General features: G+C 69.6%; 23 protein-coding genes, 1 pseudogene and 1 riboswitch. Of the genes and pseudogenes, 13 read left to right on the forward strand and 11 right to left on the reverse strand.

What is annotated here, in order from left to right:
• The first annotated feature begins 70 nt into the window (after positions 1 to 70).
• Positions 71 to 2,675 (forward strand): annotated as a pseudogene (locus NG1_RS03205) (helix-turn-helix transcriptional regulator).
• The gene (locus NG1_RS03210) at positions 2,672 to 2,956 is read left to right on the forward strand and encodes a hypothetical protein (protein ID WP_062967831.1); all 285 of its coding nucleotides are present in this window, start codon (positions 2,672 to 2,674) and stop codon (positions 2,954 to 2,956) included. The pseudogene NG1_RS03205 and the gene NG1_RS03210 overlap by 4 nt, the downstream one beginning before the upstream one ends.
• A gap of 229 nt (positions 2,957 to 3,185) precedes the next feature.
• On the opposite strand, the gene NG1_RS03215 is transcribed toward NG1_RS03210, so the two are convergent.
• Complete coding sequence (locus NG1_RS03215) at positions 3,186 to 3,824, reverse strand: methylated-DNA--[protein]-cysteine S-methyltransferase (RefSeq protein ID WP_084498673.1); 639 nt, start codon at positions 3,822 to 3,824, stop codon at positions 3,186 to 3,188.
• Positions 3,825 to 3,997: 173 nt separating this feature from the next.
• Positions 3,998 to 4,258 carry a hypothetical protein gene (locus tag NG1_RS03220; protein WP_157113842.1) on the reverse strand — a complete coding sequence of 87 codons (261 nt, stop codon included), beginning with the start codon at positions 4,256 to 4,258 and terminating at the stop codon, positions 3,998 to 4,000.
• A gap of 30 nt (positions 4,259 to 4,288) precedes the next feature.
• Between NG1_RS03220 and yczR the strand changes: the two genes are divergently transcribed.
• The gene (gene yczR, locus NG1_RS03225) at positions 4,289 to 5,794 is read left to right on the forward strand and encodes a MocR-like transcription factor YczR (RefSeq protein ID WP_062967835.1); all 1,506 of its coding nucleotides are present in this window, start codon (positions 4,289 to 4,291) and stop codon (positions 5,792 to 5,794) included.
• Between the two features lie 341 nt (positions 5,795 to 6,135).
• Here yczR and NG1_RS03230 read toward each other — a convergent pair whose 3' ends face one another.
• A complete protein-coding gene (locus NG1_RS03230; RefSeq protein WP_062967837.1) occupies positions 6,136 to 7,233 on the reverse strand; it encodes a CaiB/BaiF CoA transferase family protein in 1,098 nt (365 codons plus the stop codon).
• 146 nt (positions 7,234 to 7,379) lie between these two features.
• Here NG1_RS03230 and NG1_RS03235 point away from each other — a divergent pair, with 146 nt between their 5' ends.
• Positions 7,380 to 7,877 carry a DUF456 domain-containing protein gene (locus tag NG1_RS03235; RefSeq protein ID WP_245659780.1) on the forward strand — a complete coding sequence of 166 codons (498 nt, stop codon included), beginning with the start codon at positions 7,380 to 7,382 and terminating at the stop codon, positions 7,875 to 7,877.
• 3 nt (positions 7,878 to 7,880) lie between these two features.
• Here NG1_RS03235 and NG1_RS03240 read toward each other — a convergent pair whose 3' ends face one another.
• Positions 7,881 to 8,756 carry an amidohydrolase family protein gene (locus NG1_RS03240; RefSeq protein ID WP_062967839.1) on the reverse strand — a complete coding sequence of 292 codons (876 nt, stop codon included), beginning with the start codon at positions 8,754 to 8,756 and terminating at the stop codon, positions 7,881 to 7,883.
• Positions 8,757 to 8,843: 87 nt separating this feature from the next.
• On the reverse strand, positions 8,844 to 10,307 hold the full coding sequence (locus NG1_RS03245; RefSeq protein ID WP_210750309.1) for an FAD-dependent oxidoreductase: 1,464 nt from the start codon (positions 10,305 to 10,307) through the stop codon (positions 8,844 to 8,846).
• 375 nt (positions 10,308 to 10,682) lie between these two features.
• Between NG1_RS03245 and NG1_RS03250 the strand changes: the two genes are divergently transcribed.
• The 3 genes from NG1_RS03250 (at position 10,683) to NG1_RS03260 (ending at position 12,954) form a co-directional block, all read left to right on the forward strand.
• Positions 10,683 to 11,132 (forward strand): Rv0361 family membrane protein, encoded by a 450-nt coding sequence (locus NG1_RS03250; protein ID WP_062967841.1) that lies wholly within the window; start codon positions 10,683 to 10,685, stop codon positions 11,130 to 11,132.
• A gap of 63 nt (positions 11,133 to 11,195) precedes the next feature.
• A riboswitch (SAM riboswitch) is annotated at positions 11,196 to 11,312 on the forward strand.
• 14 nt (positions 11,313 to 11,326) lie between these two features.
• A complete protein-coding gene (locus NG1_RS03255; protein WP_062968324.1) occupies positions 11,327 to 11,743 on the forward strand; it encodes a rhodanese-like domain-containing protein in 417 nt (138 codons plus the stop codon).
• Complete coding sequence (locus tag NG1_RS03260) at positions 11,740 to 12,954, forward strand: O-succinylhomoserine sulfhydrylase (protein WP_040870715.1); 1,215 nt, start codon at positions 11,740 to 11,742, stop codon at positions 12,952 to 12,954. Before NG1_RS03255 ends, NG1_RS03260 begins: the two co-directional genes overlap by 4 nt.
• Before the next feature lie 97 nt (positions 12,955 to 13,051).
• Here NG1_RS03260 and NG1_RS03265 read toward each other — a convergent pair whose 3' ends face one another.
• Complete coding sequence (locus tag NG1_RS03265) at positions 13,052 to 13,504, reverse strand: RpiB/LacA/LacB family sugar-phosphate isomerase (RefSeq protein WP_062967843.1); 453 nt, start codon at positions 13,502 to 13,504, stop codon at positions 13,052 to 13,054.
• An 88-nt stretch (positions 13,505 to 13,592) separates the two neighbouring features.
• Here NG1_RS03265 and NG1_RS03270 point away from each other — a divergent pair, with 88 nt between their 5' ends.
• Positions 13,593 to 14,216, forward strand: a complete 624-nt coding sequence (locus NG1_RS03270) for a type 1 glutamine amidotransferase family protein (RefSeq protein ID WP_062967845.1) — start codon at positions 13,593 to 13,595, stop codon at positions 14,214 to 14,216.
• Between the two features lie 50 nt (positions 14,217 to 14,266).
• On the forward strand, positions 14,267 to 14,716 hold the full coding sequence (locus NG1_RS03275) for a MarR family winged helix-turn-helix transcriptional regulator (RefSeq protein WP_062967846.1): 450 nt from the start codon (positions 14,267 to 14,269) through the stop codon (positions 14,714 to 14,716).
• A 122-nt stretch (positions 14,717 to 14,838) separates the two neighbouring features.
• Here NG1_RS03275 and NG1_RS03280 read toward each other — a convergent pair whose 3' ends face one another.
• Positions 14,839 to 15,597 (reverse strand): HAD-IIA family hydrolase, encoded by a 759-nt coding sequence (locus NG1_RS03280; protein WP_245659788.1) that lies wholly within the window; start codon positions 15,595 to 15,597, stop codon positions 14,839 to 14,841.
• 197 nt (positions 15,598 to 15,794) lie between these two features.
• Between NG1_RS03280 and fgd the strand changes: the two genes are divergently transcribed.
• Positions 15,795 to 16,805 (forward strand): glucose-6-phosphate dehydrogenase (coenzyme-F420), encoded by a 1,011-nt coding sequence (gene fgd, locus NG1_RS03285; RefSeq protein WP_040870708.1) that lies wholly within the window; start codon positions 15,795 to 15,797, stop codon positions 16,803 to 16,805.
• Between the two features lie 69 nt (positions 16,806 to 16,874).
• Here fgd and NG1_RS03290 read toward each other — a convergent pair whose 3' ends face one another.
• A complete protein-coding gene (locus NG1_RS03290) occupies positions 16,875 to 17,381 on the reverse strand; it encodes a nitroreductase/quinone reductase family protein (protein WP_062967849.1) in 507 nt (168 codons plus the stop codon).
• A 287-nt stretch (positions 17,382 to 17,668) separates the two neighbouring features.
• Between NG1_RS03290 and pta the strand changes: the two genes are divergently transcribed.
• Both pta and NG1_RS03300 read left to right on the forward strand, forming a co-directional pair.
• A complete protein-coding gene (pta, locus tag NG1_RS03295; protein WP_062967851.1) occupies positions 17,669 to 19,741 on the forward strand; it encodes a phosphate acetyltransferase in 2,073 nt (690 codons plus the stop codon).
• A gap of 28 nt (positions 19,742 to 19,769) precedes the next feature.
• Positions 19,770 to 20,981: an acetate kinase gene (locus tag NG1_RS03300; protein WP_062967853.1), complete on the forward strand. Its 1,212-nt coding sequence runs from the start codon at positions 19,770 to 19,772 to the stop codon at positions 20,979 to 20,981.
• On the opposite strand, the gene NG1_RS03305 is transcribed toward NG1_RS03300, so the two are convergent.
• The 3 genes from NG1_RS03305 to NG1_RS03315 all read right to left on the reverse strand — a co-directional run bounded on the left by NG1_RS03305 (position 20,978) and on the right by NG1_RS03315 (position 26,029).
• Positions 20,978 to 23,269 carry a serine/threonine-protein kinase gene (locus NG1_RS03305; protein WP_245659789.1) on the reverse strand — a complete coding sequence of 764 codons (2,292 nt, stop codon included), beginning with the start codon at positions 23,267 to 23,269 and terminating at the stop codon, positions 20,978 to 20,980. The two genes, NG1_RS03300 and NG1_RS03305, sit on opposite strands and share 4 nt — an antisense overlap.
• Before the next feature lie 400 nt (positions 23,270 to 23,669).
• Complete coding sequence (locus NG1_RS03310; RefSeq protein WP_062967855.1) at positions 23,670 to 24,653, reverse strand: glutamate ABC transporter substrate-binding protein; 984 nt, start codon at positions 24,651 to 24,653, stop codon at positions 23,670 to 23,672.
• Positions 24,650 to 26,029 (reverse strand): GlnX family signal transduction membrane protein, encoded by a 1,380-nt coding sequence (locus NG1_RS03315; protein ID WP_062968326.1) that lies wholly within the window; start codon positions 26,027 to 26,029, stop codon positions 24,650 to 24,652. Before NG1_RS03315 ends, NG1_RS03310 begins: the two co-directional genes overlap by 4 nt.
• 184 nt (positions 26,030 to 26,213) lie before the next feature.
• On the opposite strand from NG1_RS03315, the gene NG1_RS03320 reads away from it, so the two are divergent.
• Positions 26,214 to 26,906, forward strand: coding sequence for an NUDIX hydrolase (locus NG1_RS03320; RefSeq protein ID WP_062967857.1), 693 nt, complete (start codon positions 26,214 to 26,216; stop codon positions 26,904 to 26,906).
• Positions 26,907 to 26,909: the final 3 nt, after the last annotated feature.

Here is a 26,909-nt window from a genome sequence, read left to right on the forward strand (position 1 = left end):
CCAGAAATTCACCCCATCTATCGTGGTCGCTCGGCTTCGATCATGATCGGTGAAGAACTACAGTTAGAGCATGGCTCGGAATTGGCCGATGATCGAGCGCGAAAGCGAATTCGAGGCGATCCGCGCGGCGCTGACCGGTTCGGAGCACGTCGGTGTGGTGCTGACCGGCGACGCGGGGGTGGGCAAGACCACCCTGGCCAGGCATGCCACATCCGCGATCGGCGGCAATGTTCGCTGGGTGGCGGGCACCGAATCGGCGCGCAGCATCCCCCTGGGGGTCTTCGCGCACATGGTGGGCGTCTATACGGCGCACGATCCGGTCACCTTCATGTCGGCGGCGCGCGAGGCGTTGCTCGCCGACGGGGACACCGTGATCGGCGTGGACGACGCGCATCTGCTCGATCAACTCTCCGCCACCCTGCTGCTCCAGCTGGCCATCGACAAAGCCGCGCACATCGTGGTGACCGTGCGCAGCGGCGTTCCGGTGCCGGACGCGGTCACCTCGCTGTGGAAAGACGGTCACCTGACGCGCATCGACCTGCGTCCGTTCACCCAGCGCCAGAGCGTCGAGCTGGTGGAGTCGATGCTCGGCGGGCAGCTCGAGGGGTTCACCGCCAATCTGATGTGGGAGTCCTCCGCCGGAAACGCGCTGTTCCTGCGGCATCTGGTCGAGGGCGCGCTGGAGGCGGGCACGCTGCGCCAGGTCAACGGGGTGTGGCAGTTACGCGGTCGAGCCGCGGTGACCTCGGAGCTGGCCGCGCTGCTGGAGGATCGGGTCGAGCAACTGCCCGAGCCGGTGCTGCGGGTGCTGGAACTGCTGACCTTCTGTGAGCCGATCGATCTCGACGTCCTCGCCGAATTGGCGGGCGAGGACGCGGTGGAAGCCGCCGAAACGCGCGGGGTGATCCGGGTCGTGGAGAATTCCCGGGATCTGATGGTCCGCTACAACCACCCGCTGTTCGGCGAGGTGATCCGGCGCAGGCTGGGCATCGCCTCGGCGCGACGGCTGCGCGGCAGGTTGTATTCGTCGCTGAAGGAGCGCCGGATCAATTCCGCCGCCGACCGCATCCGGCTGGCCGAATTGGCGCTGGACAGTGACAAATCCGCGGATCTGGAATTGTTCGAGGCGGCCGCGGCCGACGCGATCGGGTTGGCGAATCTGCCGCTGGGCGAGCGCTTCGCCCGCGCCGCGGTGGAGCGGCGCGGCGGTGTGGAGGCCGCCGACCTGCTGGCGCGCGCCCTGCTCTGGCAGGGACATCGGATCGAGGCCGAGCGAACCCTGGCCAGCTTCGACCCCGACCAGCTCGACGAGGTGCAGCTGGCACGCTGGGGCAGCACCCGGGTGGCGAACCTGTTGTGGGCCATGGGCGATGCCGATCGCGCCGACGAGGTGCTGAAGCTGGTGCGCGGGAAGGTGCGGCACCCGAAGATCGCGGCCATCTTCACCGGGCTGGCCTCCGCGAGCCTGGTCAACGAGAACCGGGTCGACGACGCGATCGCCGAGGCGGAAACGGTGATTTCCGCCGACGGCGCGCCGCCGTGGGCGGTGTGGTGGGCGGCGTTCGGCGGCGGCCTGGCGCTGGCGTTGATGGGCAGGGGGGAAGAGGCCAGGCAGTACGCGGCCCGTGGGCACGAGGTGGAAGAGCACATCGACGGGCTCAACCGCTTCATGTCCACGCACGCCGAGGTGCTCGCCCTGACCTTCACCGGCGATCTGGACGCCGCGCGACGCCGCGCCGGGTCGTTCGTCGGCTACTCCTCGCCGGGACAGTATCTGGCCTGGGGTATGTCGAAGATCCTGCAGGGCACCGTCGATGTGGCGCAGGGGCGGTTCCTGGACGGCATCGACAATCTGGAACAGGCGCTGGCCGCACTGGCCGCGGAGGGCGCCGCCGCGTGGATGTTCCCCGCGCGAATTCGTCTGGCGGAGGCGTACTCGGCGCTCGGGCGCGCCGCCGAGGCCGCCGAGTCGATCGCGCACGCGACCGCCCGGGGCGGAAGGCACAGCGCGGTGTACGAACCGCAGCTGGAACTGGCCCGCGCTTGGCTGGCCGCCGCCGAAGGAACCGTGACCCCGGCCATCCGGATCGCGGTGGGCGCCGCCGACGCGGCCGCACACTCGCATCAGCACGCGATCGAGGCCATGGCACTGCACGCCGCGGCCCGCTTCGGCGACCATTCGGTGTCCGGACGACTGGCGGAGCTGGCCGTCCGGGTGGAAGGGCGGCTGGTGCAGACGCAGGCGCGGCACGCGGTGGCGCTCGCCGCCCACGACGGACCCGGGCTGGACGCGGCGGCAGCCGAATTCGAGCGTCTCGGCGTGCTGCTGTCGGCCGCCGACGCCGCGGCGCAGGCCGCGTCGGCCCATGAGCGTTCCGGGGATCGGCGCAGGTTGCTGGAGTCCGCCGCCATGGCCAACGCTGGCCGCCGCCTGCGGCGGAGCGAGCACCCCGGCGCTGCGGCAGGCGGCGCAGCCCTTGCCCTTGACCGCGCGGGAACGCGAGATCGCGAACCTCGTCGCCGCGGGTCTGTCCAACCGGCAGATCGCCGACCGGCTCACGGTATCGGTGCGCACCGTGGAGGGCCACCTCTACCGTGCCTGCATCAAGATGGACGTCACCGATCGCGAGTCCCTCGGGGCGTTGATGCGCGGCGAGTCAGGGAGCGGAGGATGACCTGGGGACCGGCCGCGGCGAGCTGCGCGCTGGCCGCCGGAATCGTCCTGGCCGCCGGGTGCTCGGACGGGCAACCGCAACCGGTCACCAGTTCGGCGCGCTCCTCGGCGACGGTGGCGCCGAAGACCGAGACGCCTCAGGAGCGCAACGCCCGGATCCGGCAGAAGCTGATCGAACTCGGTTGCACGACGAACGCCTGTATCCAAACCTATTTCGGCTGCGAGGACGGCTACATCACCGGCGACGCCTGCGAATTCTTTCGCGCGCACCCGGTGCTGTAGTTTCGCAGCGCCCGCGGCGCGAACGTCGGATGCTCGGACTCGCTCCGATCGAAAGACGTGATCGAGCCGGTGTGGTCGCGTGCGCCGGTGGGGACGCCCGATTCCATCGAGCCTCGGCTTCGGCCGTAGCCGAATCAGGCATGCCGAAGCGGATTACCGCGCGGACAGAGCGGCATGCCGAGCACGTCGGCCGGAAGGGCCGTGAAGGAAGGAGACGGGCGGGACCGGCTCAAAACAGTGTGGGTTCGCCGAATCCCGGTGTGCGCTCGATGCTCAGCAGGCGCTGCTTGGTGTCGATGCCGCCGGGGGCGGAGAAGCCGTGCAGGGCGTGGTCGGCGGCGAGCACGCGGTGGCACGGGATGATCAGCGGGATCGGGTTGCGGCCCAACGCCTGTCCGACCGCCTGGGCGCCGCCGGGCGCGCCGACGCGGTCGGCGACCCGGCCGTAGCTGAGGGTGCGGCCGGGGTCGATGGCGCGCGTGACAGCGTAGACGGCGCGATGGAACTGCGGAATCCCACTGATGTCCACGGCGATCCAACGCAGGTCGTCGAGTTCGCCCGAGAGGTGGGCGCGGATACCCGCGATGGCCTCGGCGATCGCGCCGGTGGGCGGCTCCTCGTGGAGCTTCTCGCCCGCGCGAGCGCGGGTGATGCGCGCCCGGGTGGCCGCCGGGCTCGCCTCCGGGAGCTGGAATCGGATCACACCCGCAGCGCTCCACGCGATCGCGCAGCAGCCGATCGCGGTGTCGAACAGCGCCGCCGCGGCCCGGCCGGCCGGCGCGGGACTGCCCGAGATCAGGGGCTCCGTTGCCGAACCGATGGCCTCGGCCGCCGGACGATCGGCGGCGAGGCTCGTGGCGTCACTCATGGGCCAAGTGTGCACCGTGGGACCGACAAATACGCAACTAGCAGTCCAGTTGTTCAGAACTGGCCTTTGCTGTGCCACGGCCGAGCCGGGTGCGCGCGATGAAAAGACCGCGGGCGGCCGCCGCACTGGCCTGGTGCGGGCGCCATGGCTTTTCGTAGCGCTGTTCGCGAGTATTACGCGCCGCTGGACAAGCCCGGATCCGGCACGTCCAACCTGCCGTATATCGCGGCGAGATCAGAGTATCGACGCTGGTAATCGTACTGCGAAGGGATGTGGTCGGACATCGGCGTGCCCGGGTGGAAGCGCTCGAGACGGAAGGCGCGCTCGTCGCGTTTCGGCGCGAAGCGGTGGATCAGATAGCCGGACAGGGCGACCAGGAACAGGGTGGCGAGGGCGGTCATGTCCGCCAGCGTGCGCGCTACTGGCCTTGCCAAGGAATATCCAATCGGCCGATACTGGACCGCATGGCTACGAGAGTGATCGGCGCGGGCAGCCTGGCCCGCGATCTGGGCCGCTGGCGGCACGCGCACGACGGTGATCCGGATCCGGCCGGGCGGCGCTCCACCCGTCCGGCCTACCTGGCCCTCGCCGAAGGCATCCGGCTGCTGATCCACGACGGTCGCGCACCGCTGGGTGTCGCCTTGCCCAGCGAACGCGATCTCGCCGCCACGCTCGGGGTCAGCCGCACCACCATCACCTCCACCTACGCGCTGCTGCGCGAACACGGCTACCTGATCAGCCGCCAGGGCTCGCGCAGCACGGTGGCCCTGCCCCGGGACGTGCAGCACGACGGCGTCAAACCGGCCAGGAGCATCCTGGCGATGATGGCCTCGCCCGAACTGCCGACCATCGACATGACCTATGCCGCGATGGCCGCCCCGCTGGAGATGCAGGACGCGTATTCCGCTGCCCTGGAAGGAATTCCGGCCTACCTCGGCACGCACGGCATGGATCCGGTCGGCGTGCTGGCGCTGCGGGAGGCGATCGCCCGCCGCTACACCGCGCGTGGGCTACCGACCGAACCCGACCAGATCCTGGTCACCCTCGGCGCCCAGCACGGCCTGCGCCTGCTGCTGAACGTGCTGACCGCGCCCGCCGCCCGTGTGCTCATCGATCACCCGACCTATCCGAACGCCATCGAGGCGATCCGCGATGTCGGCGCCCGGCCGGTGCCGGTGCCGCTGCGGCCGGAGGATCCGGCGGGTGGCTGGGATCTCGACGGAATTCGCAGTGCCGCCCGGCAGACCGCGGCGAGCCTGGCCTACCTGGTGCCGGACTACAACAACCCGACCGGCTTGCTGCTGGACGCCGACGGCCGCGCCGAACTGGCCACCATCGCCAGGGATACCAGGATGACCGTCGTGATCGACGAATCCATGGCCGATCTCGGCCTCGGCGCGGACATCGCACCGCCGCCGGTCGCCGCCTTCGCCAAAGGCTCCGAGATCATCACCATCGGCTCGGCCTCGAAATCGTTCTGGGGCGGTCTGCGGGTCGGCTGGATACGGACCAATCAGACGCTGATCACCAAGCTCCTCGGCATCCGCTCCACCGTCGACCTCGGTACCCCCGTCATGGACCAGCTGGCCACCGTGCACCTGCTCGAGCACGCGGACGTGATTCTCGACCGCCGCCGCGACCAGTTGCGTTCGCAGCGTGCCGCTCTGCTCGACACGCTCGCCGAGGAACTACCGGACTGGCGCGTCACCGTCGGCGCGGGCGGCATGTCGGTATGGGCGCAGCTGCCGACCTCGGTCTCCACCGCGCTCGCCGCCACGGCGCCCAACCACGGCGTATTGCTCGCGGCCGGGCCTCGATTCGGCGTACAGGGCGCGTTCGAGCGGTTCCTGCGGCTGCCGTTCACCCACCGGGAGCCCGAATTGCGCTTGGCGGTCAAGGCCATCGCGTCCGCCTATGCCGCGCTGACGCCCCGCGCCGCGGACCCACTGACGCCGTTGACCTGCTACTGAGGGGATTTCGCTGTTCTGGCCCGGGGAGGAGGCCTCCGCCGGCGGCACTCCCCTCCGAGCGCCGCCGGGCACGAGTGGCCGGTCACCCCTCGGGACTGGCCCTGGTCGTGCTCGGGCGGCGTGCGGAAGCTCGCACGGTGCCTCGGCCTCCAACTCGAGCGGTGGTCAAGGAGCGGACCGGACGATGCCCGGGGAAGTTCGCTGTCCTCGAAAGCCACCTGCTCGCGGACAGTATGGCAGGCCCGGTGCCGAACTGTCGAACCGGTTGGTATGTTGAAATTTTCAATTACCCGCCGCAGGACGGAGTGCCGGGCGACGCGCCACGGCACCCCGTCGGGTGTTCAGTCTGCCCAGACCGACTCGATCGGCGTCGCGGTGGTGGGCGGCGGGGTCGGAATCCCGTTGGGAGTGCGGGAGAATCGCGGGGCGGGGGCGTGCTGGGTGATGGCGTCCAGCTCCAGCAACGAGCCGCGGGCCGCGATGTGCTCGTTGCGCGTCGCCTCCTCGAAGGTGAGCACGGGCGAGACGCACGCGTCGGTGCCGGTGAAGATCTCGGACCACTCGTCCCGGGTCTTGGTCCGGAAACGTTCGGTGAACAGCTTTTTCAGCGTGTCCTGCCCGGCGGGGTCGAGCTGGAAGGGCAGGCCGTCCGCGTCGATCTCCAGGCCGGCGAGCAACTGGGCGTAGAACTGCGGTTCGATCGCGCCGACCGCCATGTACTTGCCGTCGGAGGTCTCGTAGGTGTCGTAGAACGACATTCCGGTGTCGAGCAGGTTGACGCCGCGCTCGTCGGACCAGGCGCCCGCGCCGCGCATGCCCCAGATCATGTGCGAAAGGGCAAGGGCGCCATCGACCATGGCCGCGTCGATCACCTGGCCCTTACCGGACCGCTGCCGCTCGACCAGTGCGGCGAGGATGCCGAACACCAGGAACATCGAGCCGCCGCCGAAATCGCCCACCATGTTCAGCGGCGGGACCGGGCGTTCGCCCTTGCGGCCGATGGCGTGCAGCACGCCGGTGATGGAGATGTAGTTGATGTCGTGTCCCGCGCGGTCGGCCAGCGGGCCCTCCTGGCCCCAGCCGGTCATCCGTCCGTAGACCAGGCGCGGGTTGCGGGCCAGCGCGTCGTCCGGACCCAGGCCCATCCGCTCGGTGACGCCGGGGCGGAAGCCCTCGATCAGCACATCCGCCTTCTCGACGAGGCCGAGTACCTTCTCGATGTCGGCGGGATCCTTGAGGTTGGCCTCGACGATGGTCCGGCCGCGCAGCTGCGGACGGTCGAATCCGCCCGGCAGCTGACCCGCGCGCTGCACTCGCACCACGTCGGCGCCCAGATCGGCGAGCAGCAGCGCGGCGTGCGGACCGGGGCCGATGCCGGCCAGCTCGATGACCTTGATGCCCGCGAGCGGGCCCTGCTTGGCGGTGGATGGAGTGCTCACGCCCTACCTCGGTTCGTCGTTGATCCAGCACACCGGTGACCGGTGCGTCCTCCCGGACGCGACCGGGAGGGGTGTATTGACAGTATGACAATAACGCCGCGCTGCTACGGCTCGCCCGCGGCTGTGCGCCGCTCTAGGCTGCACGTGTGGAAGCGCTGTCTGATCAGGGGTGGTACAACCTTCTCGCCGGCTTCGCGATTCTGGTCGGCCTCGTCGGGGTCGTCGTGCCGATCCTGCCGGGCGTCATCCTGATCTTCGCGGCCATCGCCGTCTGGGCCTTCCTCACCGGTGGGGCGACGGCGTGGACGGTTTTCGCGATCAGCGCGTTGTTGCTCGTGCTTTCCGGCGTCGTCAAATACACCTGGCCCGGACGCAAAATGAAGGACGCGGGCGTGGCGGGCCGGGCGGTCTTCCTCGGCGCGGTCCTCGGCATCGTCGGTTTCTTCGTGATCCCGGTGATCGGCTTGTTCGTGGGTTTCGTTCTCGGCGTGTATCTTTCGGAACTCCAGCGGCTGCGGGTCAACCGGGAGGCGTGGCAGGCGACGGTGCACGCGTTGAAGGGCGTCGGCCTGTCCATCCTGATCGAACTCTTCGGCGCATTGCTGGCCACCGGGGTCTGGCTCGTCGGCGTCTTCGCCGTCTGAGCGCTACCGATCGATGGCGGGGAACGGAATCGTGTCGCCCGCCCGGTTTTCCGGGAGTTCGTCGCGGCGCAGCCGGAGGGTCGGCGGTTCCGGGCGGTACAGCGGCAGTGTGGGGGCCGGATCGTCGCGGACCACGCGCTCGCGGGCCGGGAGGCGGTAGAACGCGCGCGCGTTGTCCTCCAGCACCGCGTACATGTCGGTGCCCACCACGTCGCACAGCAGATCCACGTCCGAATCACGGAACGGGCGTCCGGCCCTGGTGCCGGGCAGGTCGGTGCCGAACATGAGGGCTTCGGGATTCACCGCGTGGACGCGGCGCAGCGTGTCGGCCACGTTCATCGCGACCCGGCCGAAACCGGTCGCCTTGACCTTGGCTCCCCGGTCGACGAGATCCAGCAGGAAGGGCAGCCCCTCCGCGGACATGCCCAGATGGTCGACCGACAGCGCGGGCAGCTTGGAGATGACCGGTTGCAGCGATGCCAGCATCGTGCCGTCGATGTAGACCTCGACGTGCCAGCCGGCCAGTTCGTGCGCGCGCAACGCCTGCAACGTCATTCCGGTGATGTCGGCCGCCGCCCGCTTGAGGTTGAACCGCAGCGCGCGCACGCCGATGCGGTCCAGTTCGAGGATTTCCTCGTCGGTGGCGTCCAAGTCGAGCCGGGTGACGCCGACCCAGCCCTCGCCGAGTTCGGCGAGGGCGGCCTTCAGATAGGTCTGGTCCGTGCCCTGGAACGACCCGCTGACCACCGCGCCGCCCGCGACGTCGAAGCGCGACATGCGCTTGCGGTAATCGGCGATGGTGAACGGGTCGGGCAGGTAGCCCTCGTTCTCGGCCAGCGGAAATCGCGGGTCGAAGATGTGCAGGTGGGCATCGAACACTTGTACAGAATGCCTCAGGGTCGAATTTTCCGCTGCCACAGCTGGGGGGTGTCGTCGTGGCAGCGGAGTCGGTCGCAGCCGGGGTGATCAGACCTTGTGCGGTTCGCTGGCGCGCAGCATGTCCTCGCGCTCGACGACCTTGACGCGCTCGCGGCCCTCCGGCTCGCCGAGGGAGCGTTCGTGCGCGTCGAGGCGGTACCAGCCGGCCCAGGTGGTGAACGGGATGCCCTTGCTCTCCAAGAACTCGGTGACGGCCTCGGGTTCGGGGCGCTGCGCGGGGGTGAAGCCGGGAGCATCGTCCAGCAGGCAGGCGATGGTCTCGTTGGCGTCGCCCTTGGTGTGGCCGATCAGGCCGACCGGGCCGCGCTTGATCCAGCCGGTGACGTAGGTCGCGGGCATGTAGCGCGCGGCGCCGTCGGCGTTCTCGTCGGCGATCACGCGACCCGCTTCGTTCGGCACGGTGCCCGCCTGGTCGTCGAACGGCAGCTGGGTCAGGTTCTGCGACAGGTAGCCGACGGCGCGATAGATCGCCTGCACGTCCCAGTCCTTGAACACGCCGGTGCCCTTGACGTTGCCGGTGCCGTCGAGCTGGGTGCGTTCGGTGCGCAGGCCGACGACCTTGCCGTTCTCGCCGAGCACTTCGGCGGGGGATTCGAAGAAGTGCAGGAACAACTTGTGCGGCCGGTCACCGGCGTCGCGGATGGCCCACTGCTCGAGTGTGTTGGCGACCATGTCGACCTGCTTGGAATGCCTGCGCGCGGCTTCGGAGCCTTCGTCGTAGTCGATGTCCTCGGGGTCGACGATGACCTCGATGGTGGGGGAGTGGTCGAGTTCGCGCAGTTCCAGCGGGGTGAACTTGGCCTGGGCGGGCCCGCGCCGGCCGAAGACGTGCACCTCGACGGCCTTGTTGGCCTTGAGGCCCTTGTAGACGTTCGGCGGGATCTCGGTGGGCAGCAGCTCGTCGCCGGTCTTGGCGAGCACGCGAGCCACGTCGAGAGCGACGTTGCCGACGCCGAGGACGGCGACCTTCTCCGCGTCCAGCGGCCAGGTGCGGGGGACGTCGGGGTGGCCGTCGTACCAGGAGACGAAGTCGGCGGCGCCGAAGGATCCGTCGAGATCGATGCCGGGGATGGGCAGGGCGCGGTCGGCGTTGGCGCCGGTGGAGAAGATCACCGCGTCGTAGAAGGCCCGCAGGTCGTCCAGCGTGATGTCGGTGCCGTAGTCGATATTGCCCAGCAGGCGCACCTGCGGCTTGTCCAGCACCTTGTGCAGGGCGGTGATGATGCCCTTGATCCGCGGGTGGTCCGGCGCGACGCCGTAGCGGATCAACCCGAACGGCGCGGGCATGCGCTCGAACAGGTCGATGCTCACATCGGCATCGGACTTCATCAATGCGTCGGCGGCGTAGATCCCGGCCGGTCCGGCGCCCACGATCGCGATGCGGAGCGGGCGGGTCCTCGCGGTGTGCGCGTCAGGCCCGGTGGAGGAAGCCTGCGTCACCACGGAGGGCTCGCGAACACCGCCATCCTCTACTGCACTCTGTTCGGTCATCTCTTTACGCGCACCTTACGGTCGAAACAATTAATGACGTCTGGCTTAGCTTAGGCTAAGTTGACGCACCGGCTCGGTCGCGCCCTCGGGGCGCACGCCTGCGTTGCCGGTTCGTGGCTGCACGGTGCTCCGTTCGCCGCGGCGTGGAGCTGCCGATTCGCTATGACAGCAGGCCGCCGTCCCGCGATTCTATCGGGATGGCCGATGCCACCCCGCGTCGGTGCGTGAACTCGGCGGATGCCGTCGAAAGCCACAATCGTCGCTTACCCGCTCGCGCGCGGCCTATCGCGGACGCCCGGACCCGGCCTGCGCCGCTCCGGTCCGCAGCCGGGGGCCGAGCGCTCGATACCGGCGCCGACCAGGGATCATCGAGCCATGACCGAACAGCAGCCGACCCCGGGCGAGGACGAGATCATCCGGGTGGATCAGACCGACAAGCGCTCGGCGGCCCCGTTCATCGCGGCCGCGGTGGTCGCGGCGATCGTGCTGATCGCGATCGTGCTCGGCGGCGTGCTGTCGCCCGCTGAGAAAAATGTCACAGAAGCCGACCGCATCGCGGCGGCCGTCCGCAACTTCGTCGACGGCTCCAACCGCAGCGACGCCGTGCCGCCGCCCGGCACCGCGTGCCAGGGGTTCGACGCGACCCGCTCGCCGCTGGCGGGCCAGGACGGGGCCGGAAAGCCGGTCGAGATCACGAAAATCGACAGTCCGATCATGGACGGCGACCGGGGGAAGGCGACCGTGACCACGAAGGTGGACGGGCAGGAGCGGACCTCGACCTGGAATCTCACCCGATCCGGCGGTAAGTGGCTGGTCTGCACCTGAGCGTTCACGCAGTGTGCGCGACCGTTTGACAGGGTGACCCGGGTCGGTGCAATCTCAGTCGAAGGTCATGAGAACCAGTGTCAAGCCCCGGCATTACTGGTCGGCAACCCTCCTCCGCGGTGGGGTGCTCCGGGTGACGACCTGGCGGCGCCCTGGTCCCGGGCGCGGCAAGTGCGGATTCGCAGGAGGTGCACATGAGTTATGCCGGTGACATCACCCCACAGCAGGCTTGGGAGTTGCTGCGGGACGATCCGGAGGCCGTCCTCGTGGACGTGCGGACGGAAGCGGAATGGAAGTTCGTCGGCGTCCCCGACACCAGTTCGATCGAACGGCCGACCGTGCTGATCGAGTGGGTCGATTCCACGGGCGCGCGCAACGAGACGTTCGTCGAGCAGTTGAAGCAGGCGCTCGACGGCCACGATCCCGAGGCTCCCGTCGTCTTCCTCTGTCGCTCCGGTCAGCGTTCGATCGGTGCGGCGATCGCCGCGACCTCGGCGGGCTACCGCACCTCTTACAACGTGCTCGAGGGCTTCGAAGGGCCGCTCGACGAATTCGGGCATCGCGGCGGCGCGGGCTGGCGTGCCCTCGGATTGCCCTGGCGGCAGTCGTGATCACCGGCGGCGCGTTCGACAAGCCGCTGCCCGACGGCGTCGGTCCCGCGACGCTGGGCGTGCGCGGCGGGCTGCGGCGCTCCGGTTTCGAGGAGACTGCCGAGGCGCTCTATCTGACCTCCGGCTTCGTCTACGAGAGCGCCGAGGCCGCCGAGGCCGCGTTCACCGGCGAAGCCGAGCACTTCGTGTACTCCCGCTACGGCAACCCCACGGTGGCCATGTTCGAGGAGCGGATGCGCCTGATCGACGGCGCCGAGGCGTGCTTCGCCACCGCCAGCGGCATGTCCGCGGTGTTCACCGCGCTGGGCGCGCTGCTGAAGGCGGGCGACCGGCTCGTCGCCGCGCGCAGCCTGTTCGGCTCGTGCTTCGTGGTGTGCAACGAGATCCTGCCGCGCTGGGGCGTGGAGACCGTCTTCGTCGACGGCGAGGATCTCGACCAGTGGGAGCAGGCGCTGTCGGTGCCCACCCAGGCGGTGTTCTTCGAGACGCCCGCCAATCCGATGCAGACCTTGGTCGACGTGCGCCGGGTGACCGAGCTGGCACACGCGGCGGGCGCGAAAGTGGTGCTGGACAACGTGTTCGCCACTCCGCTGCTGCAACGTGGCTTCGAGCTCGGCGCCGACGTGGTGGTCTACTCGGGCACCAAGCACATCGATGGGCAGGGCCGCGTGCTCGGCGGCGCGATCCTCGGCGCCAGGGACTACATCGACGGCCCGGTGAAAACGCTGATGCGCCATACCGGCCCGGCGCTGAGCCCGTTCAACGCGTGGACCCTGCTCAAGGGCCTGGAGACGATGCCGCTGCGGGTGCGCCACTCGGCGGAATCCGCCCTGCGCATCGCCCGCTTCCTGGAGGGCAACCCGGCCGTCAGCTGGGTGCGGTACCCGTTCCTGGAATCTCATCCGCAGTACGCGCTGGCCACCGGTCAGATGAGCGCGGGCGGCACCGTGATCACCTTCGAGCTGAGCGCACCCGAGAACGAGGCGAAGAAGCGCGCTTTCGAAGTCCTCAACCGGTTGCGCATCGTCGACATCTCCAACAACCTCGGTGACGCGAAGACCCTGATCACGCACCCGGCTACCACGACCCACCGCGCCATGGGGCCCGAAGGCCGTGCCACCATCGGCCTGACCGACGGTGTCGTGCGTATCTCGGTGGGTCTGGAAGACGTCGAAGACCTCCTCGACGACCTCGACCGCGCTCTGTCCTGACCCCGGAACCATGGTGCGATCGGTCAGCCGATCGGCACGGTGATGCCGGGTGACGACGGTGCCCGTGCGGGACCATCCGGCGTGTCCGGAGGCTTCGTCAGGCGTCGGCGGCGCGTTCGATGTCGGCGAGATGGGCGATGTTCGCCTGGTCGTCCAGGGAAGAGCTCGGTTCGGTGGTGAACCAGGCGTCGAGGATTTCCCGGAGCTCGGCGCTGGAGGTCGAACGCAGGCTCAGGGCGAGGACGTTGGCGTCGTTCCAGGTGCGGGCGCCCGCCGCGGTCGAAGCGTCGGCGCAGAGCGCGGCGCGCACGCCGGGGACCTTGTTGGCCGCGATCGAGGCGCCGGTGCCGGTCCAGCAGCAGACGATCGCCTGGTCCGCCTCGCCGGAGGCGACGTCACGGGCTGCCGCCTCGCTGGCCCATGCCCAGTCGTCGCGTTCGGTGTCGCACAGCGCGCCGTGCGGCACGATCTCGTGGCCGCGCTTGCCCAGCTCGTCGATCAGTTCCCGGGCCACTCCGACCCGCTCGTCCGCCGCCACCGAGATTCGCATGCTCCCAGCGTAGTTGCCGGTTCATCGAGAGAGTCGCCCTTCGCTATTGACAGTATGCTGTCAAAAATGACAGCATACTGTCATGCCTATGAAGACAGTGCACGTGGCCGTTTACGACACGCTCGCCGATTGGGAGGTGGGCGCGGCCACCGCGCACATCAACAAGCCGAGCTGGCACCGGGAGCCGGGAACATGGCAGGTGCAGACGGTCGGCCCGAGCGCGGAGCCGATCACCACCATGGGCGGCATGCGCATCGTGCCGGACGTCGTGCTCGCCGATCTCACGCCCGCCGACAGCGCGATGCTGATCCTGCCGGGGGCGGAGACCTGGGAAGGGCCGGAGCTGGACCCGTTCACGCATAAGGCGCGCGAATTCGTCGGCGCGGGCGTGCCGGTCGCCGCGATCTGCGGCGCGACGTTCGGCCTGGCCAAGGCCGGCCTGCTCGACGACCGCAGGCACACCAGCAATGTCGCGGAATTCCTGCGCTACAGCGGCTATTCGGGCGCGGACCACTATGTCGAGGCCCCGGCCGTCACCGACGGTGACGTGATCACCGCCGGTGCGAGCGCGCCGTTCGAATTCGCGCGCGAGGTGCTCGGCAGGCTCGGCGTGTACGAGCCGCACGTGCTGGACGGCTGGTACCGGTTGTTCGCACACGCCGATCCGGCTGGCTGGGCGGTGCTCGCGGAGTACGACGCGCAGCACGCGTAAGCGAGAATTGCCGGTGATCCGGCCGGATCACCGACATCGGGAGGTGCCGCATGACCCCTGAACAGGAGTTGTTCGCCACGGCGGCGATCACGTCGTTCCGCCTGAACGGTCAATTCCTCTCGGTGGCCGAGGAACTGGCCCGACCGGCGGGTCTGACCGCCGCTTGGTGGCAGGTGCTCGGTGCGGTGACGCGCGCGCCGCTGCCTGTCGCGGGCATCGCCCGCGAGATGGGCATCACCCGGCAGAGCGTCCAGCGCATCGCGGATCTGTTGGTGGACAAGGGACTCGCCGAATACCGACCCAATCCCGCGCACCGGCGCGCGAAACTCGTCGCCATCACCGACGCGGGCCTGGCCGCGGTACGCCGTATCAACCCACAACACAAGGTGTTGGCCGAACGGCTCGTGACCGAACTCGGCCGGGAGAAGCTCGCGCGCGCGGTCGAGGCGCTCACCTCGTTGTCCGCCGCGGTAGAGGCGCTCACCACGGACGGCGACTGACCGCGGCAGTCATCGGCGATTGCGTTCGGCCGCGCTCGCGGCGATGTCCGGGGGTCTGCCTGCCGACGCCCGGCGCGCCCTCCAGCGGGGTCGCGTCGCCTGCCCCGGCCGGACGCACCCTCTCATTCGGTGAACGGGGACCCGGTCTTCCCGATCAGGTCGGCGACGGAATCCACCACCATCGTGGGGCGGTAGGGGAAGGCCTCGAAGGACGCGCGGGTGGAGATGCCGGAAGTGACCAGGATGGTGCGCATGCCCGCCTCCAGGCCGGAGATGACGTCGGTGTCCATCCGGTCGCCGATCATCACCGTCGACTGGGAATGGGCGCCGATGCGACGCAGCGCGGAGCGCATCATCAGCGGGTTCGGCTTGCCGACGTAGTACGGGTCGCGGCCGGTGGCGCGGGTGATCAGCGCGGCCACCGAGCCGGTCGCGGGCAGCGAGCCGTCCCGGGACGGACCGGTCGGGTCCGGATTGGTCGCGATGAAGCGGGCGCCTCGCTCGACCAGCCGGATCGCGGTGGTGATCGCCTCGAAGGAGTACGTGCGGGTCTCGCCGAGCACGACGTAATCGGGATCGCTGTCGGTCAGCACGTAGCCGATCTCGTGCAAGGCGGTGGTGAGCCCGGATTCGCCCACCACGTACGCGGTGCCGTTCGGTCGCTGTTCGTCCAGGAAGGTGGCGGTGGCCAGCGCGGAGGTCCAGATCGCTTCTTCCGGGATGTCGAGCCCGGTGTGCCGCAGCCGCGCTTGGAGATCGCGCGGCGTGCGGATCGAGTTGTTGGTCAGCACCAGGAACGGTGTGTCGTTGGCGCGCAGTTCGGCGAGGAACTTGTCGGCGCCCGGGATGAGATGGTCCTCGTGCACCAGCACGCCGTCCATATCGGTCAAGTAGGACAGGATCGGCTCGTCTGCGGTCACGCGGGCCATTATCCGCTATCGCCCCGCGACCGGAACGGCCACGAGCGGGAGGCTGTGAAGATCATCCGTGCCAGGCCGTCGGCGCGGAGGCGGCAGCGTTGACTACTGTCGAGAACGGATCGCGATGGCGGCGAAACGAAACGCGAGGAGCGTGGCAGATGAGCGGACTCAAGCTCGGATACAAGGCATCGGCGGAGCAGTTCGGCCCCCGTGAACTCGTCGAGATCGCGGTGCTGGCCGAGCAACACGGCTTGGACAGCGCCACGGTGAGCGACCATTTCCAGCCCTGGCGGCACAAAGGCGGGCACGCGCCCTTCTCGCTGGCCTGGTTGGCCGCGGTCGGCGAGCGCACCCAGCGCATCCAGCTCGGCACCTCGGTGCTCACCCCTACCTTCCGCTACAATCCCGCGGTGATCGCGCAGTCCTTCGCCACCTTGGGCTGCCTGTACCCGGATCGCGTCATGCTGGGGGTCGGCACCGGTGAGGCGCTCAACGAGATCGCCACCGGATACACCGGCGAATGGCCCGAGTTCAAGGAGCGTTTCGCGCGGCTGCGCGAGGCGGTCGACCTGATGCGCGCACTGTGGACCGGCGACCGCGTCGATTACGACGGCGAGTACTACAAGACCGTCGGCGCCTCCATCTACGACGTGCCCAAAGGCGGCATCCCGATCTACATCGCCGCGGGCGGCCCGTTGGTCGCGCGGTACGCCGGACGCGCGGGCGACGGCTTCATCTGCACATCGGGCAAGGGCATGGACCTCTACACCGAGAAGTTGATGCCCGCCGTCGCCGAGGGCGCCGCGAAGGCCGGGCGCAGCGTGGAGGTCATCGATCGGATGATCGAGATCAAGCTGTCCTACGACACCGATCCCGAACTGGCCAGGGAGAACACCCGGTTCTGGGCCCCGCTCTCGCTCACCGCGGAGCAGAAGCACAGCATCACCGACCCGATCGAGATGGAGGCCGCCGCCGACGCGCTGCCCATCGAACAGATCGCCAAGCGCTGGATCGTCGCGAGCGATCCCGACGAGGCGGTCGCCCAGATCAAGCCCTACCTCGACGCCGGCCTCAACCACCTGGTCTTCCACGCCCCCGGCCACGACCAGCGCCGCTTCCTCGACCTCTTCCAGCGCGACCTGGCCCCCCGCCTGCGCGCACTGGCCTGACGTTCACGGGTGGCACACCACGCCAGAGGCCCTTTCGGCCGATGCCGCGGTGGTGTGCCACTCGCGGCGTCATGCCCGGCGGAGCGCGAAGATGCGGAGGTCGCGGGTGGTGCGGGAACGGTAGGCGGCGTAGGCGCCGGTGATGTCGACGAAGCGTTGGAAGATGGGGGTTTTGTCGGGGTCTTCGACGGGGGTGGCGGTTACGGGGATGCGTTCGCCGGCTATCGCTACCGTGGCGGTGGGGTTCGCCAGGAGGTTGGCGGTCCAGGCGGGGTGGTGTGCCTGGCCGAAGTTGCTGCCGATCACGTAGAGCGTGTCGCCGTCGTGCACGTAGAGCAACGGCTGGGTGCGCGGCTGCCCGGATTTGCGTCCGATGGTGGTGAGCAGGATGACCGGCGCGCCGATCGGGCCGAGCACGGTGTACTTGGCGCCGGTGCGCTCCAGGACCGCCCGGTCCAGCGGGGTGAGGGCGCGGACCAGCCGGGAGCCCGGCTTGGTGGCCGCGAATCTGCTTGCCGCGCGGGCGAACAGGTTAGTGCGCGAACCCCACTGCCGATCCGGAAATTGCTCAGCCATGCCCGGACTATAGCGGGGCGGAAGCCGGCCATGGCGGCCCTTGACACCGCGAGGTGCTGACACCGAGGCGCCGCTGATACCGCGAGGCATGCTGACACCGCCAGGCATGGTGACACCGCTCGGCATGCGAGGCGCCGCCGGATACCGCTGAGCCCTTCGGTACCGCTCGGCCTCGCGGCCCGGAGCGTTCCGGGACGGCCCTGCGGCGGCTCGCGCTCGCTTGCCCGGCGAGTGATCACCGTCGCGCGGCGCGGCCCGGTTGCCCTCGGTTCACTAAGCTCTGCGGCATGGCCGACAACGCTCTATCCGCCGTGTACATCGCCTCTCCCGAGGGCGACACCGGCAAGTCGACGGTGGCCCTCGGGGTGCTGCAGATGCTGTGCGCGACGACCGCGCGGGTCGGCGTGTTCCGGCCGATCACGCGCTCGACCACCGAGCCCGACTACATCCTCGAACTGCTGCTCGAGCACAGCACGGCGGACATCGACTACGCGCAGGCGATCGGCACCACCTACGAGCAGGTGCACGCCGACCCGGACGCGGCGATCAGCGAGATCGTGCTGCGCTTCCACGAGGTCGCCAAGATGTGCGACGCGGTGGTCGTGGTCGGCAGCGACTACACCGACGTGGCGAGCCCGAGCGAGTTGCGCTTCAACGCCAGGATCGCGGTCAATCTGGGCGCACCGGTGCTGCTGGTGGTGCGCGGCGCCGGACGCACCCCGGACGAGGTGAAGCAGCTGGCCGACCTGTGCGCGGCCGAGCTGGCCCACGAGCACGCGCAGCTGGTCGCCGTCATCGCCAATCGCTGCGACCCGCAGCGGCTGGACGAGGTGGCCGCGGCGCTGCACGGCTTCGGCGTCCCCTCCTGGACGCTGCCCGAGGTCCCGCTGTTGATCGCGCCGACGATGGCCGAGCTGTGCACCGCCATCGGCGGCGAGATGTACAGCGGCGATCCGGAGTTGCTGCACCGCGAGGCGCTGAAGATCATGGTCGGCGGCATGACGGCGGAACACATCCTGGAACGGCTGGTCGAGGGCGTGGTGGTGATCGCGCCGGGCGATCGGTCGGACGTGCTGCTCAGCGTCGTGAACGCGCACGAGGCGGAGGGTTTTCCGTCGCTGTCGGGCATCATCATGAACGGTGGCCTGCTGCCGCATCCCGCGGTGGCGCGGCTGATGACCGGGCTCAAGCCCAAACTGCCGATCCTCACCACCGAACTCGGCACCTACGACACGGCAGGGGCCGCCTACCGCACCCGGGGCCGGATGTCCGCGGGCAACCCGCGCAAGGTGGACACCGCCCTGGCGCTGATGGAAGAACGCGTGGACGCCGTGGAACTGTTGCGGCGCATCGATGTTCCGCCGAGTCCGGTGGTCACGCCGCAGATGTTCGAATACCAGCTCATCGAGCGCGCACGAGCCGATCGCAAGCGCATCGTGCTGCCCGAAGGCGACGACGACCGTATCCTGCGCGCCGCGGGCCGGGTGTTGCAGCGCAAGATCGCCGACCTGGTCATCCTGGGCGACGAGACGACGGTGCGCGCGCGTGCCGCCGAACTCGGGGTGGACATCTCCGCCGCGCAGGTGCTCGACCCGCGCACCTCCGGTCGCCTGGACGAGTTCGCCGCCGAGTACACCGAACTGCGCAGACACAAGGGCATGACGGTGGAGCGGGCCCGCGAAACCGTCGCCGACATCTCGTATTTCGGCACCATGATGGTGTACAAGGGGATCGCCGACGGCATGGTCTCCGGCGCGGCGCACACCACGGCGCACACCATCCGGCCCTCGCTGGAGATCATCAAGACGGTGGAAGGGGTCTCCACCGTCTCCAGCGTGTTCCTCATGTGCCTGGCCGACCGGGTGCTCGCCTACGGTGACTGCGCGGTCGTGCCGGACCCGACGGCACAACAGCTGGCCGATATCGCGATCTCCTCAGCGGCGACCGCCGAACGCTTCGGCATCGAACCCCGGGTCGCGATGCTGTCGTATTCGACGGGCGAATCGGGCAGCGGGGCCGACGTGGACAAGGTGCGCGTGGCGACCGAGCTGGCGCGTGAACGCGCGCCGGAGCTGCCGGTGGAGGGCCCGATCCAATACGACGCGGCGATCGAACCGACCGTCGCCGACGCCAAGCTGCCCGATTCCGAAGTGGCAGGCCGCGCGACGGTGTTCGTGTTTCCCGACCTCAATACCGGCAACAACACCTACAAGGCGGTGCAGCGCAGCGCCGGAGCGATCGCCATCGGACCGGTGCTGCAAGGTCTGCGCAAGCCGGTCAACGACCTGTCGCGCGGCGCACTGGTGGCCGACATCGTCAACACCGTGGCGATCACCGCCATTCAGGCGCAGGAGAGTTGATGCGGGCGCGCGGGATGCGGGAGGTTCGATGAGCGAGACGGCCGAGAACATGGTGCTGGTGATCAACTCCGGCTCCTCGTCCATCAAATATCAACTGCTGGACCCCGATTCGGGTGTGGTCGCGGCCTCCGGCATGGTCGAGCGGATCGGTGAGGACGAGGGCGGGCTCGAGCATCGCGTCGACGGCGAGACCACCGAGCGCCGCGAGCCGATCGCCGACCATGCCGCCGGGTTGCGGCTGGTCTTCGACACCTTCGCCGCGACGGGCCATGATCTGGTTCGCGAGGGCGTGCGGGCGGTCGGGCACCGGGTGGTGCACGGCGGCGAGGTGTTCTACCGGCCCACCCTGATCGACGACGATGTGGTGGCCTCGATCTCCGAACTCGCCGCGCTGGCGCCGCTGCACAATCCGGCCAACGTCGCCGGGATCGAGAGCGCGCGGGCGCTGTTGCCGGGAGTACCGCAGGTCGCCGTGTTCGACACGGCGTTCTTCCACGGCTTGCCCGCCGCCGCCAAGACCTACGCCATCGACGCCAAGGTGGCCGCCGCGCACGGCATCCGGAAGTACGGCTTCCACGGCACCTCGCACGAGTACGTGTCCGGCCGCGCGGCCGAGCTGCTCGGCCGCGACCCCGCCGAGCTGAACCAGATCGTCTTCCATCTCGGCAACGGCGCGTCGGCGTCGGCCATCCGGGGCGGTCGGCCGGTCGACACCAGCATGGGCCTCACCCCGCTGGAAGGGCTGGTGATGGGCACCAGATCCGGCGACCTCGATCCCGGCATCGTCGCGCATCTGGCGCGTTCGGCACACCTGGACATCGACCGGATCGACGCCCTGCTCAACCGGGATTCCGGCATCAAGGGCCTGTCCGGCGTGAACGATTTCCGCGAACTGCGGCGCCTCATCGCGAGCGGGGACGAGGCCGCGCGGCTGGCCTACGACGTGTACATCCATCGGCTGCGGCGTTACCTCGGGGCGTATCTGATCGAACTCGGCGGGGTCGACGCGATCACCTTCACCGCCGGAGTCGGGGAGAACAGTCCGCAGGTGCGCGCCGACGCCCTGGCCGGGCTCAGCCGGTTCGGCATCGAAGTCGATCCGGTGGCCAACACCGCGGAAAGCCGTGCCGCGCGATTCATCTCCCCGTCCGGCGCGCCGGTCGCGGTGCTCGTGGTGCCGACCAACGAGGAGCTGGCCATCGCCCGCGCCGCACGGCAACTGGTCGAGCGGCGCGGCTAGATCCAGGTCTTCGCGCGAATAGCGTTCGCCAGGTCGACGAGCGCGTAGCGATGCTTGCGATCGGGCGCTCCGCGGGCCAGCGAGCGCAGCCCGGCCTCGGTGCCGATCCGCAGTTCGCGTTCGGTGAACGGCGCGCCGAACAGCGTGGCATCGGGACGTTTCGGCGTGTTGCCCGCTTGCAGCCAGGCCAAGGCCGCACCGAGCACCAGCACCCGCATCTGCACCGCCCGACTCTCGCCCGTGGGCAGGCTCAGCACCCGGGACGCCGAGATGTGCAGGGTTGCCTCGTCGAGATCGGCCACCGGCGCGGCGGTGAGCAGGAACAGCACGGCGGTCATCCGCGCGGTGGTGAAATGGCGCGACGCGGCGGGCACGGCGTCCAGCGCCCGCACGGCCTCGTCCACCCTGCCGTCCGCGGCCAGCTGCCTGGCCAGCCCGAATGCAGCGCTCACCACGGTGCGGTCGGTGCGCCACACGGTCTCGTACGCCTTCTCGGCGTACGCGCGCCATTGCTCGGGATCCGGCGAATCCCAATGCTGGAGAATGAGTTCGGCCGTGGCGGCGAGGGCTAGCTGAGGAGCCAGCTCGCCGGGTAGTACACGGAGGACCTCGTCGAAATTCGAGAAGGCGCGCTCGTACTCCCGATCGAGCAACTCGGCCATACCGCGATACCAGCTCACCCGCCACTCCCGCTCGGGCAACCGCGCGAGCAGGTCCAGGACGGTGGCCGACTCCCGCATATCGAGCCGCACGCGCGCCTCGGCGAGGGAAAGTTCCAGATCGAGTGTCTCCGGGGCGTTGCCGGGGTCGGCCTCGGCTCGTTCGCGGACGGTGCGCAGCGCCTCCAGCGCCTGGTCCGGCTCGGGATGCACCGCCGCCGAGAGCAGGGATGCGGACGGATCGGCCGGATCGAGCAGCGGGATCGGCAACCCGCCCACCACGTCGCGGGCGTCGAGCATGCTGCTGCGCGGACGGCCGTCGGTGTAGGCGTCGGTCTGGCTGATCAGCTCCTCGGTGCCGAAACTGGCCCGCGGCGGCGCGAAGACGGTGGACAACTGCGGGTGTTCGGTGTCGGTCTCCAACGCGAGGATCTCCCGCAGCACGCCGGACAGCTGCGCGGACATCGCGCGGGCGGAGGGGAAGCGCCGCCGCGGGTCCGGGTCGGTGGCACACAGCAGCAGTCGATGGAAGAACTCGTAGCGCGCCAGCACCGGCTCGTCGGCGGGATCGGGGAGCCCGTCGAGGTAGCGTCCGTGCTCCGAAGGCATGCGCAGGGTCAGCACGGCCAGCGTGCGCCCCACGGTGTAGATGTCGGAGGTGACGGTCGGGCCGGTTCGCGCGACCTCCGGCGCCTGGAAACCCCTGGTGCCATAGAGGTTTCCGTATGCCTCGATGGTGGCGACGGCGCCGAGGTCGATCAGTTTGACCTGGTCCTCGGTGACCATGACGTTGTCGGGCTTGAGATCGTTGTAGGTCAGGCCGGTCGAGTGCAGGTACTCCAGCGCGGGCAGGATCTCCAGCAGATAGGCGATCGCCTCGGCGACCGGCATGCGCTTCGGGCGTTCGTAGGAGTCGAGGATGTCGCGCAGCGACCGGCCGCCCACGTACTCCATGACGATGTAGCCGACCGGTGTGCCGTCGGCGCCGGTGTGCTCGACGAAGTTGTAGATCTTGACGATGCTCGGGTGCGCCACCTCGGCCAGGAATTGGCGTTCGGCCATGGCCACCGCCTGCGCTTCGCCGTCACCGCTGTGCAGCAGGCCCTTCAGCACGACCCAGCGATCGCTGACATTGCGGTCGATCGCCAGGTAGATCCAGCCGAGTCCGCCGTGGGCGATGCAGCCCTGCACCTCGTACTGCCCCGCCACCATGTCGCCCGCGTGCAGCGTGGGGCGGAAGTCGAAGGGCGCCTCGCAGGTCGCGCACGTGCCCGCTGTGGTCGCGGGCCGGGTCGCCGTTGCCCGGCCGACCGGTTTACCGCAGCGCCAGCAGAATCGCCTGCCCTCGGAGACCACCGCGTCGGTGAGGACGGCGTCGCGGGGATCGGCGGGCGTCACCGTCGGGATCGGCACCAGTCCCGCGCCGAGCCGCCGCACCGCCGGACGGGTGCGCGCGCTGCGCACGCTGCGTCCGGAGGTGCGCAGCGGCGACGACGTGGGTTCGGACGCGGTGCGGCGCGTTTCGTCGGGTCCCGCCGCCGCGGTCAACGGCTGGTCGCCCGCCTTTTCCGTGCCGGGGATTTCGTCCGGCGTGAACGTCGGGGGCGTCTCCGATCCGGAGTCGCGCATCCACGCGACAGTGCCCGACGGCGTGTCCGGATGGTCGACCGGTATCCGGGTCGAGTCAGAGTCTTGGTCGGCGGCTGTTTGTTCCGTCGTGACCGATGGCGTGTCCGGACGGTTGACCTGCATGCGGGTTGCGTCGATCGGCGTGTGGACCGTGTGCTGAAGCTCCTCGGCCACAGGCGATTCCGGATCGACCGAGCCCACCCGCCTGCCGGTTGCCGCCGGGTGAGCATCCAGGTGTCGTGTGCCCGGGTGATCTCCACGCGGCGGTTTCGCCGACGCGCCCGGATGACGCCCGGCCGCTCCGGTGCACCCGTCCTCGAACACCTCGGCCGGGCCGGGCCGCCCCGGGGCGGTTTCGTCCGGGTCGGGCTCGGGGTCGGGCCGTGTGCTCATCGGCCGGTCAGTCCTGATAGGTAGGGGCGGGCGGGGCGGGAACGGGACCGAGGACGGTGAGATATTTCTGGTACAACCCGACCCACGTGCCGTCGTTACGGACGCGTTCCAGCGTGCCGTTGACGAATCGCACGAGATCGTCGTTGCCTTTGGTGATGCCGATGCCGTACGGCTCTTCGCTGATGCTGCCGCCGACCAGCTCGGTGTACGGGTCCTGCGCGGCCAGGCCCGCGAGGACGGCGTCGTCGGTGCTCACCGCGTCCACCTGGCGCTGTTGCAGGACGACCAGGCAATCGGCCCAGCTCGGTACGGTGAGGATGGTCGCGGCGGGTTGGTCGCGGCGCATGTGCTCCAGCGACGTGGTGCCGGAGACGATGCACACCCGTCGGCCCGCCAGATCGGCCAGACTCCGGATGCCGGAGTTCTTCACCGCGAGCACCCGTTGGTTGGCGTGCAGGTAGACGGTGGAGAACGCGACCTTCTCGCGCCGCTCACAGGTGATCGTCATGGTTTTGGCGACCAGGTCCACGGTGCGGTTCTGCAACGCGGTCTCGCGCTCGGCGGAGCCGAGACTGCGGAATTCGATCAGATCCGGGCTGCCGAGCAGGTCGCGGGCCACCTCCCTGGCGATGTCGGCGTCGAAACCGACGATGGCGCCGGAGATCGGGTCACGGTAGCTGAAAAGATTGCTGCCGGTGTCCAGGCCGACGAGCAGCCTGCCGCGCGCCCGGATCGCATCGATCGTCGGTCCGCGCGCGCCCGCCCCCGCGCCGCTCGGGCGCAGACTGGCGGTCGGGTCTCCGCATCGCGGTGTGCCCGGCGGCGGCGGGACCGGCGAATCGGTCAGCACCGGAACGGCTCTGGCGGGAAACGGGGAATCGGTGTACTTCGGCGTCTTGGTCGACACCGGCGCGCTGGAATCGCTCGCACAGCCGCCCGTCAGCGCGACCACGAGGACGGCGGCCACCAGAATGCCGCGGGCGGATCTCATCGGTACTCCCGAAGCCGGGGCCATATGCCCAGTCCGACATAGCCTGCCGCCAGGACGCCGAGCACCATCGCACCCGCCCCCAGGAAGTCCAGGACGCGTGCGGCCTGGGAGATCTCGTCGCGCAGCGTGTTCCTGGTCGCGGCGATACCTTGCTCGAGTGAACGGTCCAGTGCCTCCACCTGCACGGTGGCGTCGGCGGAGCCGGGACCGGTAGCCACCACGGCCGCGCTGTTGAAATCGCCCTTGGCCAGCGCGTCGTTCATCCGCTGATGCGCCACCCGCCAGCGCGCCAGCGCCGGAACGGCGTTGCGCACCTCGCCCGCCGCGGGCGCGGAGCCGGGATAGTTGCCGATCAGATCGGCCAGCCGTTCGATGTCCGCGTCGTAGGTGCGGTCGTAGTCGCCGGTCGCGTCCCGGCGCACCAGCTTCAACGTCTCCGCGGCGCGCGCCTGCTGCGCCAGGATCCGGCTCTCGGTCAGACGCGAGGAAGGTACCGCGCCGTCGTCGCGGGCGCTGATCATCGACGCCGCCGACACCGAGCCCGCGATCACCGTCCACGCCAGCAGGATCAGCATGGCCGCCGACGCGAGCAGCAGGCCCGGATTGAACACCCGCTGCCAGCGTCGCGCCAGATCTCGCTGCACCCAGACCAGCACGCCGAGGGCGAGGATCAGCAGTCCGATCGCGGTCCACGGCGGGCGCACGTGGTTGCGCTGCGCGTCGGTCACCGCCGCCGAGCGATGGTTGTGCAGCTCCTCGGCCATCGGTAGCAGCGTCGTCTGCATCTGGTTGGACGCCTCGCTCAAATACGCGGCGCCGACCGGATATCCGCTGCGATTGTTCGTCCGTGCGGTTTCCACCAGACCTGAGTACACCGGCAGGCCGGTGACTATGCCGGTGCGCAGCCGGGCATCCGGATCGATCGCCGCGCCCGGCCCCGCCCGGTCGGATTGGGTCACCAATTCCGCGGCCGCTTCGCCCAGTGCCTGCGTGTAGCGATCCCGCACCGCCTGCGGCTCCAGCCCGCCCGCGATGAAGGCGGTGCTCGCCGCGGCGTCGGCGATCGACAGCGAGGTGTAGAGCCGATGCGCGGAATCGGCGTCCGGTTCGGTGTCGTAGAGCAGTACGTCCAGGCTCTGCTGCCGGTCACCTACCGTCGCGGCGGTCATCGAACCCGCGGCCAGGCACAATCCGATCAGCAGCAGCCCGAGCGCGATCAGCCGTCCGGGTGAGGAATTGGCGAACGAGCGCAGGTTGGCCAGGTCGAGACGTTCGCGCACCACCGCGACGCTCAGCCCGCCCGGATCGTCCCGACCGGCGGCCTCGGGCACGGACGATGGCCGGAGTTCGGCCGTCGTCGGCTCGGAGCTAGCCATGTCCACCTCCCCAGTTTGGGCCGCGTACGCGGATTTCTCGACGGTTGGACCGAAGATCCGATCGACCCGTGCGTGTTGGTGCGGAGTTTATTGTGGTCGTACGGGAGCCGTTGCGTGTGAAACACCCTCGGTTGGGAGGAAACGATGGTGGGCGCTGCCGCGGCTGGACGAGGATGGGTACGAGATGCGTGGTGACGGTGACGGTTGGTCGCTGGGCCCGGACGGGCTGCGGCACTGGGGTCGCTTCGGCGCCGCCGGACTCCTCCTGCGCGCTCCGCTGGCCGAGGGCGGTTCGGCGGTGCTGCTGCAACACCGCGCTCCGTGGAGTCATCAAGGCGGCACCTGGGCATTGCCCGGCGGGGCGCGCGACAGCCACGAGACGCCCGTGCACGCGGCGGTCCGCGAGGCTTGGGAGGAGACGGGCATCGACCCCGCCGACGTCCGGGTGCGCGGCGAGCGGGTGACGGCGTCGGCCCTGAGCGGCTGGACCTACACGACGGTCGTCGCCGACGCGGTGATGACGCTCCCGACCACCGGTAATCGCGAGAGCACCGAGTTGGCCTGGGTCCCCGAGGACGAGGTCGATGCCCGCCCGCTGCATCCGGGCTTCGCGGCGTCCTGGCCCACCCTGCGCGCCGCGCCCGCGCGGGTGCTGCTCGCCGAGATCGCGGGCGACCGAGCGGTCGCCGCCGCGCTTCCGCGCACGCTCGACCTCGCCGACCTCGGTTTCGTCTGGCTGCATTCGGATCCGGCCGGGCCTGGCGATTACGCCAGGATCGTCGACGAGCCGGGCGCGCAGGTCACGGAGCCTGCCTCGGCCGGAAGCACGGCGGTGGAGACCGCGCTTTCGTTCACCCGCGGACAGGTGCTTTCCTGACCG

Source organism: Nocardia gamkensis NBRC 108242, from assembly GCF_001612985.1.
Taxonomy (GTDB): Bacteria; Actinomycetota; Actinomycetes; order Mycobacteriales; family Mycobacteriaceae; genus Nocardia; species Nocardia gamkensis.

What these genes read in the sequence shown, in the direction of transcription:
- NG1_RS03210 (WP_062967831.1), top strand. Translation starts at nt 2,672, where the DNA reads ATGACCTGGGGACCGGCCGCGGCGAGCTGCGCGCTGGCCGCCGGAATC.
- NG1_RS03215 (WP_084498673.1), bottom strand. Translation starts at nt 3,824, where the DNA reads ATGAGTGACGCCACGAGCCTCGCCGCCGATCGTCCGGCGGCCGAGGCC.
- yczR (WP_062967835.1), top strand. Translation starts at nt 4,289, where the DNA reads ATGGCTACGAGAGTGATCGGCGCGGGCAGCCTGGCCCGCGATCTGGGC.
- NG1_RS03245 (WP_210750309.1), bottom strand. Translation starts at nt 10,307, where the DNA reads ATGACCGAACAGAGTGCAGTAGAGGATGGCGGTGTTCGCGAGCCCTCC.
- NG1_RS03250 (WP_062967841.1), top strand. Translation starts at nt 10,683, where the DNA reads ATGACCGAACAGCAGCCGACCCCGGGCGAGGACGAGATCATCCGGGTG.
- NG1_RS03255 (WP_062968324.1), top strand. Translation starts at nt 11,327, where the DNA reads ATGAGTTATGCCGGTGACATCACCCCACAGCAGGCTTGGGAGTTGCTG.
- NG1_RS03265 (WP_062967843.1), bottom strand. Translation starts at nt 13,504, where the DNA reads ATGCGAATCTCGGTGGCGGCGGACGAGCGGGTCGGAGTGGCCCGGGAA.
- NG1_RS03270 (WP_062967845.1), top strand. Translation starts at nt 13,593, where the DNA reads ATGAAGACAGTGCACGTGGCCGTTTACGACACGCTCGCCGATTGGGAG.
- NG1_RS03275 (WP_062967846.1), top strand. Translation starts at nt 14,267, where the DNA reads ATGACCCCTGAACAGGAGTTGTTCGCCACGGCGGCGATCACGTCGTTC.
- NG1_RS03280 (WP_245659788.1), bottom strand. Translation starts at nt 15,597, where the DNA reads ATGGACGGCGTGCTGGTGCACGAGGACCATCTCATCCCGGGCGCCGAC.
- fgd (WP_040870708.1), top strand. Translation starts at nt 15,795, where the DNA reads ATGAGCGGACTCAAGCTCGGATACAAGGCATCGGCGGAGCAGTTCGGC.
- NG1_RS03290 (WP_062967849.1), bottom strand. Translation starts at nt 17,381, where the DNA reads ATGGCTGAGCAATTTCCGGATCGGCAGTGGGGTTCGCGCACTAACCTG.
- pta (WP_062967851.1), top strand. Translation starts at nt 17,669, where the DNA reads ATGGCCGACAACGCTCTATCCGCCGTGTACATCGCCTCTCCCGAGGGC.
- NG1_RS03300 (WP_062967853.1), top strand. Translation starts at nt 19,770, where the DNA reads ATGAGCGAGACGGCCGAGAACATGGTGCTGGTGATCAACTCCGGCTCC.
- NG1_RS03305 (WP_245659789.1), bottom strand. Translation starts at nt 23,269, where the DNA reads ATGCGCGACTCCGGATCGGAGACGCCCCCGACGTTCACGCCGGACGAA.
- NG1_RS03310 (WP_062967855.1), bottom strand. Translation starts at nt 24,653, where the DNA reads ATGAGATCCGCCCGCGGCATTCTGGTGGCCGCCGTCCTCGTGGTCGCG.
- NG1_RS03315 (WP_062968326.1), bottom strand. Translation starts at nt 26,029, where the DNA reads ATGGCTAGCTCCGAGCCGACGACGGCCGAACTCCGGCCATCGTCCGTG.
- NG1_RS03320 (WP_062967857.1), top strand. Translation starts at nt 26,214, where the DNA reads ATGCGTGGTGACGGTGACGGTTGGTCGCTGGGCCCGGACGGGCTGCGG.